Raw genomic sequence first — 12,815 nt, 5'->3', positions numbered from 1 at the left:
TGTTATTCAAAAAGTGAAGAGATGTTGAGAATAACCATTGCCTTATTTATCGCAAAAAGGAATGGAAATTTATCTATATTTGGTTACTAATTCCTATTCATGATACCGTATTCGATGGATTGAGGGGTAAAGTTACGATAAACTCCGTGCCTTCGCCTTCTCGGCTGTGGACTTCTATGGTGCCGCCGTGCTGTTTGATGAACTGGTAAGCAAGTTTTAAGCCCAAGCCGCTGCCCCGCTCGTTATTGGTGCCTTTGCGCGAATAGATTTCATTCTGCTTGAAAAGCTTGGTTATGTCTTCTGCTGGTATACCTATACCGGTGTCTTTTACATGTATATAGCATTTGTGGTCTTGGGTGTATGCTTTCAGGTAAATATCGCCGCCAGAAGACGTAAACTTTAGCGCATTGGATACCAAATTACGAACTATAAAAGCTACCATTTGGGGGTCGGCTGTCAGCTCTAAAGAACCGCTGAGTTCAGTATGAACATGGATATCCTTTTGTGCGGCATTTTGCTGAAAGAGGGCTATCACCCTGTGTATTGTTTGGTTCAGGTCAAAGGTGATTGGCGAGAAACGTATGCTATCGGACTGGCTGCGTGCCCACATCAAGAGATTGTCGATGAGCTCGCGCAACCCGTACACCGAAGCGCTAAGCCGGTGCAACAGCATAACCATCTCTTCTTTGCTGAAAGAAGCAGCTTGGGTACTGATGACATCCAAGAAGCCTACCAACGAATTGAGAGGACTGCGTATGTCGTGCGAGATGATGGAAAAAAGCATGTCTTTGGTTTGATTCAGCTGCGACAAATGGTAGTTTTGCTCTTCAATAATGGCTTTTTGTTTTTCCAAATCTTGACGCAGCTGCTTGTTGTGTACATAGCGGCGATAGTACAGAGCACTAAGCCCTACGGCAAAAAGCAAAACCACTCCGAGAATGTAGTTGAGGTAAAGCTGTTGACGCTCTTTCAGTTGGGCAATGGATTTTTCTTGTTCGAGTATTTTTATTTTCTGAGCTTTCAGGGCTGACTCATATTCGAAGCGTGCGGCTTCGGTGTATTTTAGTTTTTCCTTCGACAACACCTCTTCTTTCAAGCAGGTGTAGAGGTCGTAGTACTCTACGGCTTGCTCATATTTTCCCAGCTTGCGGTAACAATCTATTGCCAAAGGATAGGCTTCGAACAAATAGTCGGCTGCTTGGTGTTGTTCGAAATAGGCAATGGCTTTGCTCAGAAAAAGCAGCGCATTGTGGTAGTCTTGTTGGGCGTGATACACCTTTGCCAGACTCAGGTAGCCAATGGCAACCCCAAAGGCATCTTGGTTTTGCTGGTCTATTTCCAAGGCTTTTTGGTAGTAGGCAAAGCTCTTATCGTATTCATGCAGGGCAAGGTAGACGTCGCCGAGGTTATTATAGGGATAGGAAAGCATACGCCGGCGTCCACTTTTTTCATAGTAGTGGGCAGACTGACGCAGTATTTCTATGGCTTTTTGATATTGTTTGAGCTTCATGTACTCTATACCTAGGTTGTTGAGTGTGGTAGCCATGCTGGAGGTGTCTTTTTGTTGCTCGTAGGTGGCAAGCGCCTGTTCATAAAGCTTAATGGCTTCTTCGTGCTTGCCCAGGTTGGAGTACACCCTGGCAATGTCGTTGCGTACGTTAGCTACTTTTACCGCATCTCCGGACAGTTCCGCTAGTTTTAAGCTCTCGTAGTGGTGCTTGAGGGCTTTATCATAAACACCAATGCGGTTGTAGAAAGCAGCAAGCTCTGCGTGTGCTGAATACAAAAAATCGCGCCAACCCATTTTCTGAGCTTGATGGATAGCCAACAGGTAATAATTCTCTGCCTCTTGTTTAAAAGGGGTTTTTTGCAACAGGTAACCCAAAAGAAGACAAGTGCGAGCTACCAGGCTGTCGTTATGAGCATTCTGGGCACTCAAAAAAGCACGGTCGGCATAATAAAGCTTAAGGCTGTCTTTGGGCACAACTTCTACTAAGCGCAAGAAAGCTTTTGTTTTTTCTTTTTCTGATGGCAGCTTAGGTATTTCACGTAAAAGGCTATCTACGACTGACTGCTGCCCCCATGCTGGCAGTTTTCCTGTCCACAAGCCGAGCACAAGTGTCAAAAGCAAACAAAGATGGCGAAGCATATATTTAAAGAAGACTCATTCAAGTCTGCATAAAACAAGTATTTGATAAATTATGCAAATAAATTTTGTTGAGCAATGCGGCTTGTGTAATGTATTGTAAAAGAATGTCTTTGTTTATGAAAACCTATTCTAAAGATTCTTCGCTCTGCAGTTGTTTTTCGTAAAGCTGCTTGTAGAGCCCGCCGGCACTCATCAGACTTTCGTGTGTACCTCGTTCCACAATACGCCCTTCATCCAACACGATGATTTGGTCTGCTAACTTGGCAGAAGACACCCGGTGCGAAATGATAATGCTGGTGCGTCCTTCCATCATCTCGCGTAGGTTTTCTAAGATGCGATGCTCTGTGTTGGTATCCACTGCCGACAGGCAGTCGTCCAAGAGCAGCAACTTGGGCTTCCGTATAAGCGCCCGCGCAATGGATACCCGCTGTTTTTGCCCGCCTGAAAGTGTGATGCCACGCTCACCCAGTAGGGTATCAAATCCATGGGGAAAATCAACAATGTTATCATAAACATCGGCATGGCGTGCAGCTTCTTCTATGGTCTCAGAGGAGACTTCTTCCATGCCAAAGCTTATATTGTTGGCGATGGTGTCGGAGAAGAGAAAGACGTCTTGCGGTACATAACCTATCTGACTGCGCAGATAAGTGAGGTCATAATCGCGCAGGTCCACACCGTCGAGCAAGATGCGCCCTTCGGTGGGGTCGTAAAGACGGCAAATTAAGTTGGCTATACTGCTTTTGCCCGAACCTGTAGTGCCCAAAATAGCCAGCTTGCCGCCGGCAGGCACGTGAAAGGAAATATCATCCAGGGCTTTAATGCCCGACTCTGGGTAAACCAAACTCACATGCTCAAATCGCAAGTCGCCTTTTACTTCTGGGCGCAGGTGGCGGCGCGAAACCAGCGTGGTATGTGTATTTAAAAACTCATTGATACGTTCTTGAGAGGCAGCTGCTTGCTGAATGATGCTTGTAATCCAGCCTAAGGAAGTAACAGGCCAAATCAGCATATTCAAATACAAAATAAACTCTGCAATATTGCCTTTGGTAATGTTGCCAGCAGCTACTTCTATTCCCCCCACATATACCACAATGATATTGCTGAGCCCTATGAGTGCCAGTATAGCCGGGTAAAACAGCGCTTCCACCCGAGCAAGCCGTAGCGCTTGCTGTCGATAGGCTTCGCTTTCTTGGGCAAAACGCGCTCCGCTGTCTTGCTCTCGAGCAAAGGCTTTCAGCACACGTATGCCCGAAAAGGCTTCCTGCACGTATGTGGACAGGTCTGAAAGCTTACGTTGTATCTCTGTCGAGCGCTTGTTGATGATGTTGTTCACAAAGTAAATGATAGTAGAAAGCACCGGCAGGGGCAGCAAGGTATAGAGTGTCAACTTCACATCGACCGAAAGCATGTAGGGAATGAGCATGAGAAATAGCGACACCAAGTTCAAGCCATACATGATGCCCGGACCCAAATACATACGCACATTAGACACATCCTCAGAGATGCGCGCCATCAAATCGCCCGTGTTGTTTTGCCGGTAAAATGCCAAAGGTAAGGTTTGGTAGTGCCAAAAAATATCATTTTTTAGGTCATATTCAATCAAGCGGGACATGACAATGATGGTCTGCCGCATAAAGAACAAAAACACCCCCCGCCCCGCAGCCATGAGCAAGAGCAACACCCCGTAAGTGATGATTTGACGCTCAAAAGTGCTGCTGTCCAAAACACCTGCCTGATAGGCAGCAATGTACTGTTCTATGCTGTTGAAAGCATTGCGCACGATGGGCGCCGGTTGTATAAGGAAATAGTTCGAAATGAAGGTAAATAAAACCCCACCCAGCAAATGCCACTTGTAGCGCCATAAATACGGATTCAGTGCCTTGAGTGCTTTCATTTTTTTGTATTATGGTAATTAAAAATTGTCCTTTTTAAATAAGTTGCTTAACTTGCGCTTGCTTTTATATAACAGACATGTTGTTACAACTCAAAAAGTTTCCTATTGTTGCAGTCAATTTCTGTGTAGATACACAAAAGTAGTCAAATTTTATACACCAAGCCGATGGATGTGAATACCCTTAACCCCACCCAACTGCAAAGCTCGGTATTTAGCGAGCTGGAGCACTTGCAGCACGAGCAGGTGATGTTTTGTTACGACAAAGCCACCGGACTCAAAGCCATCATAGCCATTCACAATACCGTATTGGGACCAGCTACTGGCGGTACCCGCATGTGGATGTACGAAAACGAAGCTGATGCTTTGCGTGATGTGCTGCGTTTGTCGCGTGGAATGACCCTTAAAAACGCCATCTCCGGCTTGAACTTAGGCGGTGGCAAAGCCGTGATTATCGGCGACCCTCGTAAGCACAAATCGGAAATGCTCTTCCGTTCATTTGGCAAATTTGTCAACAATCTGGGGGGCAAGTACATCACCGCCGAAGATGTAGGCATTTCTACCCAAGATATGGAATATGTGGCAATGGAGACCTCTTATGTAGCCGGCAAGCCGGAAAGCTTGGGTGGCAGTGGTGACCCCTCACCGGTTACTGCCTATGGCGTGTACATGGGCATGAAGGCTTCTGCCAAAAAAGTGTATGGAAACGATAGCTTGCAGGGCAAGCGCGTGGCAGTGCAAGGAGCCGGGCATGTGGGTATCCACCTGATTGAGCACCTGGTAAAAGAAGGCGCTGTGGTGTTTGTCAGCGACATCTACGAAGACCGTCTCAAAGCAGCCCAAGAAAAAGGGGCACAAGTAATTGAAAACCCTGACAGCATTTACGACCTTGACATGGACATCTACGCCCCTTGTGCTTTGGGCGCCACCGTCAACGACAATACTTTGGAGCGCTTGAAATGTGCTATCATTGCCGGTGCTGCCAACAACCAACTGGAAGATGAAGTGCGTCATGCCAAGATGTGTCAAGAAAAGGGCATCTTATATGCGCCCGACTTTCTTATCAATGCCGGTGGCATCATCAACGTATATACCGAAATAGCGCTGCCTGTTTACAACCGTCAGCGTGCCTACGAGCAAACCGAGCGTATTTATGATTTTACGCTTGCTCTCTTCGAAAAAGCCGAAAAAGAAAATATAACTACGCACGAAGCAGCTTTGCGCACCGCTATGGAGCGTATTCATAATGCTGCCAAGCTCAAAAGCCGTATATAGGAGCAGCCGGGTATGTGTCGGGTGCACATGCCTGTTTGTTCATAGGGGTTCGGAGCGGTACCCAACAAGGTGCCGCTCTTTTTTTAGAATCAAAGCCCGCTTGCTCACAAATACAACACAAGCCAAGGCTTCGAATAGGACTTAGGCGTAGCTTGTTGTCTCGAAAGAATGAAGCGAGTGAAAAATTTTAACCCCGGTCAAGCAACAGAAAGCAAAAGCGATTTCTCGCAAACGCTTGAAACGACAAAGCGAAGACAGGCGGCATGACAAAGGGCTGAGAAGGTCGAAAGGATAGGCACCCGAGAAGGCAAAAAAAGTGAGGCAAAGTAAAATAAAGCGCAACAAGCCGTCTCTTTTCAAGAGGACTTGCTGCGCAAAAGTATAGCAAAGGCTTTTAAAAGAATTTACTCGCTAGTAGTTCAGCAATTTGCACGGCATTGGTTGCTGCCCCTTTGCGAAGATTATCGGCGACTACCCACAGGTTGAGTGTTCGCGGCTGACTTTCGTCGCGGCGCAAGCGTCCTACAAATACCTCATCGCGGTTTTGAGCGTAAAGCGGCATGGGATATTCGAGTTGGGCGGGGTTATCGAGCAAGACAACGCCCGGAGCTTCTTGCAGCAGTTGCCGCACTGCTTCCATCTCAAAATCTTCGTGAAATTCGGCATTCACTGCTTCGGAGTGCCCGCCGATAACTGGGATACGTACTGCCGTGGCGGTTACACCTATGCTTTCGTCTTGTAAGATTTTACGGGTCTCGTTCACCATCTTCATTTCCTCTTTAGTGTAACCGTTTTCCATGAACACATCTATATGAGGCAGCGCATTCAGGTCGATGGGGTAGGGATACGCCTTATGACTTGCTTCCTTGCCAGCACGCTCTTCCATCAATTGGTCCACCGCTTTTTTACCGGTGCCGGTTACTGCTTGGTAGGTAGCCACCACAATGCGTTTGAGGCGATAGCGGCGGTGCAGCGGATGCAGTGCCATCAACATCTGAATAGTAGAGCAATTGGGATTGGCTATGATTTTGTCCTCTTGGGTGAGCAGATGACCGTTGATTTCCGGTACAATCAGCTTTTTGTCCGGATGCATGCGCCAGGCAGAAGAGTTGTCGATAACGAAAGTGCCTACTTCTGCAAAGCGGGGCGCATATTCCAGTGAGGTGCTGCTGCCTGCCGAAAAAATGGCGATGTCTGGCTTTTGGGTTATGGCGTCTTCTACGCTCATGACGGTGTATTCCTGCCCGTTGAAGCTTATTTTTTTGCCTACTGAAGCTGGCGAAGCTACTGGCAGTAAAGTGGATACAGGAAAATGGCGCTCTTCGAGCACTCGAAGTATGGTGCCGCCTACTAAGCCGGTGGCACCTACCACTGCTACTTTCATAAAACTTTTCATTTTGAATGGTTGAATACTTACTAAACGTGCCTCAAAGATATAGATTGTAAGTAAAGTGCAAAGAAGAAAGAGACATGAGGGGTACATGGCTTCATTGACAAAAGTTCATTATCTTTCAAGCAACCAAGTACGGGTAAGCATGAAGCAAACGGTTGATTTATGGAAAAGCTGTTGGTGGGGCATTTTTTTCTGTCTGTGGGGAATTACTGGTTTAGCACCGGTTCAGGCTCAATATCTGATTGAACAAAGCGAGCGCTATACTCGCCTGCTTGAAATGGGCATTGGTGGCAATGCCTACATGGGCGACCTCAGCAGCCGTTATGACTTTTGGTCTCCGCACATGGCGATGGCTTTGCATTTCACCAAAAAAATGAGGTGGAACAGCTCCTTAAATTTGTTTGTAGGGTCACTACGCAGTGAGAACTATGCCTATCAAGCCCCCGAACCTTCGGTGCGTACGGTGAAGGCTTTCAATACCGTCTTTCAGAGTTTTCAATACCGTCTGTATTTTAATTTCATCCGCAGAAGATACTTTCAAGCTTATTTGCAGTTGGGGGCGGGGCTGTTGCGCTATGACCCGCGCGACTTGGAAGGAAATAGCTTGGCAGAACAAATCGATACGCGCGCCCCTGGGGAAGAATACGGTATGGTGACCCTTGTGTTTCCCTTTGGTGTCGGCATGCGCTACGTGTTTTTCAACGGCTGGGGGCTGCACACTGAATTGAGCTGGTGGAACCCCACTACCGATTACCTCGACAACATCGGCACGCTGGGCACACGTCCCGGCAACGATAACATGCTTACTTTTCGTTTTGGCTTGTGTGTGCCGCTAAAAAAAGAAACGGCTTTGAAGCTCTTGCCTTTGCCGCCGGTGAGCGAGCCGGTGTATGCCCGCTAAAGGCAAGCCGAGCATATCATAAAAACAGCCCGGAAATATTCCGGACTGTTAGTGAGCTATGCATTACACTATGAATAGTAGTTAGAGCCGTCCGATGATTTGGCGTGAGATGACCAACTTTTGTATTTCGGAAGTGCCTTCGCCTATGGTGCACAGTTTGGCATCCCTGTAAAATTTCTCTACCGGAAAGTCTTTCACATAGCCGTAGCCACCGAAAATTTGTACAGCTTCGTTGGCTACCCGTACAGCTACTTCCGAAGCATAGTACTTCGCCATGGCAGACTGTTTGGTAACAGGCAACTTGCGGTCTTTGAGTGAGGCAGCCTGATAAGTCAGCAATTTGGCTGCTTCTATTTCGGTTGCCATATCTGCCAGCTTAAACGCAATGGCTTGAAACTTGGCGATGGGTTGCCCGAATTGTTCGCGCTCTTTGGCATACTTCAAAGCGGCTTCGTAAGCCCCTTCGGCAATGCCTACCGACAGGGCAGCAATGGATATGCGTCCCCCATCGAGAATAGCCAGTGCCTGACGGAAACCGTCGCCTACCTGTCCGAGTATGTTCTCTTTGGGCACCCGGCAATTATCAAAGATAAGCTCGGCAGTCTCAGAAGCCCGCATGCCCAGTTTGTTTTCTTTTTTGCCTGCCATAAAACCGGGTGTACCCCGCTCTACAATAAAAGCGGTAGCATTGCCCGAAGTATTGGGGGCACCAGTGCGGGTCATCACTACGGCTACTTGTCCGCTGATGCCGTGGGTGATGAAGTTTTTGCTTCCGTTGATAACATAAAAATCGCCATCGGCAACGGCGGTAGTGCGCATGTTGCCAGCATCGGAGCCGGTGTTGGGCTCGGTCAAGCCCCAAGCACCTATCCATTCGCCCGAAGCCAGCTTGGGCAGGTATTTGCGTTTTTGCTCTTCGGTGCCAAACTGCAATATGTGGTTGGTGCAGAGCGAGTTGTGCGCTGCTACCGATAAGGCGATGGAAGGGTCCACTTTGGCAAGCTCTATGATAGCAGTTACATAGGCATCATAGCCCAAGCCAGCGCCGCCGTATGTTTCAGGTACTATGATGCCCATTAAGCCCAGCTCGCCCAGTTCGCGGAAAAGCTCTACGGGGAAGGTTTGGCTCTCGTCCCATTCCATGATATAAGGACGGATACGATGCTCGGCAAAGTCGCGTACGCTCTCGGCTATTTCTTTAAGCAGCCCCTCTTTTTCGGTGGTTATAACGGTCATGGTTTTTGTGCTTTTGGTGTAAAAATAGAAATATTTTTAGTTTTTTTAAAACTAAACAAAGATTGAAAAAGTTTGTTTTTCTTTCAGCATTCAATCAAAAGATAGAGGGCATGACATGCCTGCCTTTGTAAGGCGCTTTCTGGAAAGGTGCTTGTCTTTTCATTTGCGCAACTGCCCGAAATTTAGTTTTTTTGCAAAGCCTTTGATTTTATGCATGATTAAGATGTTTGTGAGCACACACACACTGCCCATTCTTTTGGCTATTATCCCCCCTGGGGGGGAAGAGTAATGTTTTTTGGCAAGCTGCTCACGACCCAAGGCGATTTATACAGAACCAACGCCTTCCTTTTCCATCGATTCATTGTCTTCATCTGTTCACATAAAAAAGCATTACAGTTATGCCATACCCAGAGTATAAAGGGCTTGATTTAGCCCATATCAACCGCGAAATACTTTCTTTTTGGAAATCGCATGCTACTTTCGAAAAATCGGTAAACCAAAGAGAAGGCAAGCCTTCGTTTGTCTTCTATGAAGGTCCTCCTTCAGCCAACGGCAAGCCGGGCATTCATCACGTGATGGCGCGCACCATCAAAGACATCTTTTGTCGTTACAAAACCCTGAAAGGTTATCAGGTAAAACGCAAAGCGGGCTGGGATACTCACGGCTTGCCTGTGGAGTTGCAAGTTGAAAAAGAGCTGGGCATCAAAAAAGAAGATATTGGCAAAAAGATATCCATAGCCGAATACAACCGTCATTGTCGCGAAACGGTGATGCAATATACTGACTTGTGGAATCGCCTCACCGAAGAAATGGGCTATTGGGTCGATTTGAACAATCCCTACGTTACTTACGACAACCAATACATAGAAACCCTTTGGTTTTTGCTTAAAGAGCTCTATAAGAAAGGGCTGCTATACAAGGGATATACCATTCAACCTTATTCGCCGGCTGCCGGAACAGGGCTTAGTTCGCACGAGCTGAATTATCCCGGTACCTATAAAGAAGTGAGCGATACTTCTGTGGTCGCTCAGTTCAAGGTGAAGCGCAGCGAGCTGTCAGCTTTTCTTTTCGATAAGCAAGATGAAGAAGTATTCTTTTTGGCATGGACCACTACCCCCTGGACCTTGCCTTCTAATATGGCACTGGCAGTGGGCGAAAACATCGACTACGTGAAAGTGCGCACGTTCAACCCTTATACTCACCGCCCAGTGTCGGTAATATTGGCTAAAGACCGTTTGCCTGCCTACTTCTCCAAGAAAGCCGAAGGCTTGGCTTTGAGCGACTACAAGCCGGGCGACAAGCTCATCCCTTATGAAATAGCCGGGCAATGGAAAGGCAAAGAATTCGAAGGCATCCGTTATGAGCAGCTCTTGCCTTTCTTGCAAAAAGAAGAATGGAACGAGCAAGCTTTCCGAGTCATCATTGGCGATTTCGTGAGTACCGAAGAAGGTACCGGCATTGTGCACGTTTCGCCTACTTTTGGTGCAGACGACGCCCGCGTAGCCAAACAAAACGCTGTGCCTGCTATGCTTGTGGAAGGCGAAGATGGCAACCTCACGCCTACTGTGGACAAAGAAGGTAAGTTTATTCGCCCCATAGGCGAAGCCATTTTGCAAAAAATGAAGACTTTGGGCATCAAGGCACACAAAGAATTTACCCCCGATGATTTCTATGTGAAAAACTATTTGGATGAAGATGAATCGCAGCCCGGCTATAAAAGCACCGATGTGATTCTATCTATTATTCTGAAGGAGGAAAATAAAGCATTTAAAGTAGAAAAATACGTACACAGCTATCCGCACTGTTGGCGTACGGGCAAGCCTGTTTTGTATTACCCCTTGGACTCGTGGTTTATACGCACCACTGCCCTTAAAGACCGCATGGTAGAACTAAACAAAACCATCAATTGGAAGCCTGCTTCTACTGGCGAAGGGCGCTTCGGCAACTGGCTGGAGAACCTCGTTGATTGGAACTTGTCGCGTTCGCGCTATTGGGGCACGCCCTTGCCCGTATGGCGTACCGAAGATGGCAGTGAAGAAAAGTGCATCGGTTCGTTGGAAGAGCTACGCGCCGAAATACAAAAAGCCAACGAGCGTTTGGGCTTGCAGCAATCTACCGATTTGCCCGACCTGCACCGTCCTTATGTAGATGAAATCATTTTGGTGTCGGACAGTGGCAAACCCATGCACCGTGAGCCAGACCTCGTCGACGTGTGGTTCGATTCGGGCGCTATGCCTTATGCTCAGTGGCATTATCCTTTTGAAAACCAAGAGGCATTCAAAAAATCCTTCCCTGCCGACTTCATCAGCGAGGGGGTGGACCAAACCCGCGGTTGGTTCTTTACCCTGCATGCCCTGGCAGTGATGCTCTTCGATAGCGTGGCTTTCAAAAATGTGGTTTCTACTGGCTTGGTACTTGACAAAAACGGCGATAAAATGTCGAAATCGAAGGGCAACGTGATAGACCCCTTCGAGACACTGGCTACCTACGGTGCCGATGCCACCCGCTGGTACATGGTGAGCAACGCGGCACCTTGGGAAAATCTACGCTTCGACCTTGCCGGTGTCGATGAAGTGAAGCGTAAGTTCTTCGGCACCCTCTACAATACCTATAGTTTCTTTGCCCTGTATGCCAACCTCGATGGCTTTACCTACAAGGAAGAAAGTATTCCTGTGGCGCAACGCCCCGAAAGCGACCGCTGGATTATCTCTCGCCTCAATACTTTGATTGCTACCGTAGAGCAAGCAATGGAGGACTACGAGCCCACCAAGGCTACCCGTGCCATCCAGCACTTCGTGATAGAAGACCTGAGCAACTGGTATGTGCGCTTGAACCGCAAACGCTTCTGGAAAGGCGAATACAACCAAGACAAAGTGGCGGCTTACCAAACCCTCTATGAGTGTCTAGTAACTATTGCCAAGCTGATTTCGCCTTTTGCACCCTTCTATGCCGAGCGCCTTTACAAAGACCTGAACGATACCACCAATAAGGAGCCTTTTGAGTCGGTGCATCTGGCAGACTTCCCGCAGTCGCTTACTGCTCTCATAGACCCCGATTTGGAAGAAAAGATGGATTTGGCACAGCGAATTTCTTCCCTTACGCATGCACTGCGCAAGCGTGAAAAAATCAAAGTGCGTCAGCCATTGCACCGTATTCTTATCCCAGTTCTGAACGACAGCATGCGCCGGCAAATAGAGGAAGTTGCCGATATCATCAAGGCAGAGGTGAACGTCAAAGACATAGAATTTGTAGATGACTCTTCCGGCATTTTGGTGAAAACAGTCAAGCCTAACTTCCGCCGGTTGGGACAAACATACAAGCAGCTGATGAAGCCCATTGCATCAGCCATTCAACAGTTTGGAGCCTCTGAAATCAAAGCACTGGAGCAGGCAGGCAGCTATACCATAGAAGTAGAAGGGCAGTCCATCACCCTCACCCAAGAGGACGTCATCATTGAGTCGAAAGACCTTGAAGGATGGTCGGTAGCTTCCGAACGTGGTTTAACAGTAGCTTTGGATACCCGTCTCGACGATGATTTGCTCATGGAGGGCATTGCCCGCGATGTGGTGAACCGCATTCAGAACCTGCGAAAAGACCTGCAGTTTGAGGTGCAGGATAAAATAGCCATTCGTGTGCAAAAACTCGATGAGCTGTTCAATCGTGCCATAGAGGTGCACAAGCCTTACATCATGCAGGAAACGCAAGCCCTGCAGCTTGAACTTGTAGATGACTTGCCCGATGCTCATGTATTTGATTTAGATGGGCGCGAGCTGCAGGTGTCTGTTTCGCTTGCCGAAGCCATGAAAGCCTGACCTTTGTCGTCATAATCATGTAAAAGGGCGTGGCGCAAGCCATGCCCTTATGTTTTTTTTTTTTTTGCCCTACCGAATGAACCGACAAAAGTTTGCCCGCTTTTTGCATAGCTATGAACCGGAAACGGCACAAAATCTTATTTTTGAAAATTACGTGC

At 47.6% G+C, this 12,815-nt stretch carries 7 protein-coding genes; 3 read left to right on the top strand and 4 right to left on the bottom strand.

Annotated elements, in window-relative coordinates:
• Positions 1-97: 97 nt before the first annotated feature.
• The gene (locus FHS56_RS11870; RefSeq protein ID WP_166921134.1) at positions 98-2,149 is read right to left on the bottom strand and encodes a tetratricopeptide repeat-containing sensor histidine kinase; all 2,052 of its coding nucleotides are present in this window, start codon (positions 2,147-2,149) and stop codon (positions 98-100) included.
• Positions 2,150-2,273: 124 nt separating this feature from the next.
• Positions 2,274-4,043 (bottom strand): ABC transporter ATP-binding protein, encoded by a 1,770-nt coding sequence (locus FHS56_RS11865; protein ID WP_166921131.1) that lies wholly within the window; start codon positions 4,041-4,043, stop codon positions 2,274-2,276.
• A gap of 165 nt (positions 4,044-4,208) precedes the next feature.
• Between FHS56_RS11865 and FHS56_RS11860 the strand changes: the two genes are divergently transcribed.
• Positions 4,209-5,315 (top strand): Glu/Leu/Phe/Val family dehydrogenase, encoded by a 1,107-nt coding sequence (locus tag FHS56_RS11860; protein WP_166921129.1) that lies wholly within the window; start codon positions 4,209-4,211, stop codon positions 5,313-5,315.
• Between the two features lie 394 nt (positions 5,316-5,709).
• On the opposite strand, the gene FHS56_RS11855 is transcribed toward FHS56_RS11860, so the two are convergent.
• A complete protein-coding gene (locus FHS56_RS11855; RefSeq protein WP_166921127.1) occupies positions 5,710-6,699 on the bottom strand; it encodes an aspartate-semialdehyde dehydrogenase in 990 nt (329 codons plus the stop codon).
• A 151-nt stretch (positions 6,700-6,850) separates the two neighbouring features.
• On the opposite strand from FHS56_RS11855, the gene FHS56_RS11850 reads away from it, so the two are divergent.
• Positions 6,851-7,609, top strand: a complete 759-nt coding sequence (locus tag FHS56_RS11850) for a hypothetical protein (RefSeq protein WP_166921124.1) — start codon at positions 6,851-6,853, stop codon at positions 7,607-7,609.
• A gap of 81 nt (positions 7,610-7,690) precedes the next feature.
• On the opposite strand, the gene FHS56_RS11845 is transcribed toward FHS56_RS11850, so the two are convergent.
• Entirely contained in the window at positions 7,691-8,845 is a 1,155-nt protein-coding gene (locus FHS56_RS11845) for an acyl-CoA dehydrogenase (RefSeq protein ID WP_166921122.1), read from the bottom strand.
• A gap of 398 nt (positions 8,846-9,243) precedes the next feature.
• Between FHS56_RS11845 and ileS the strand changes: the two genes are divergently transcribed.
• Positions 9,244-12,657: an isoleucine--tRNA ligase gene (gene ileS / locus FHS56_RS11840; protein WP_166921120.1), complete on the top strand. Its 3,414-nt coding sequence runs from the start codon at positions 9,244-9,246 to the stop codon at positions 12,655-12,657.
• The last annotated feature ends 158 nt before the right edge of the window (positions 12,658-12,815 follow it).

It is taken from the genome of Thermonema lapsum, assembly GCF_011761635.1.
Classification (GTDB): Bacteria; Bacteroidota; Bacteroidia; order Cytophagales; family Thermonemataceae; genus Thermonema; species Thermonema lapsum.
Note: the sequence above shows the minus strand (reverse complement) of the source record. Positions and strands in the feature narration are given on the sequence as shown.

Coding starts and splice junctions, on each gene's coding strand:
- FHS56_RS11850 (WP_166921124.1), top strand. CDS start 6,851: ATGAAGCAAACGGTTGATTTATGGAAAAGCTGTTGGTGGGGCATTTTT.
- FHS56_RS11865 (WP_166921131.1), bottom strand. CDS start 4,043: ATGAAAGCACTCAAGGCACTGAATCCGTATTTATGGCGCTACAAGTGG.
- FHS56_RS11870 (WP_166921134.1), bottom strand. CDS start 2,149: ATGCTTCGCCATCTTTGTTTGCTTTTGACACTTGTGCTCGGCTTGTGG.
- FHS56_RS11855 (WP_166921127.1), bottom strand. CDS start 6,699: ATGAAAGTAGCAGTGGTAGGTGCCACCGGCTTAGTAGGCGGCACCATA.
- FHS56_RS11845 (WP_166921122.1), bottom strand. CDS start 8,845: ATGACCGTTATAACCACCGAAAAAGAGGGGCTGCTTAAAGAAATAGCC.
- FHS56_RS11860 (WP_166921129.1), top strand. CDS start 4,209: ATGGATGTGAATACCCTTAACCCCACCCAACTGCAAAGCTCGGTATTT.
- ileS (WP_166921120.1), top strand. CDS start 9,244: ATGCCATACCCAGAGTATAAAGGGCTTGATTTAGCCCATATCAACCGC.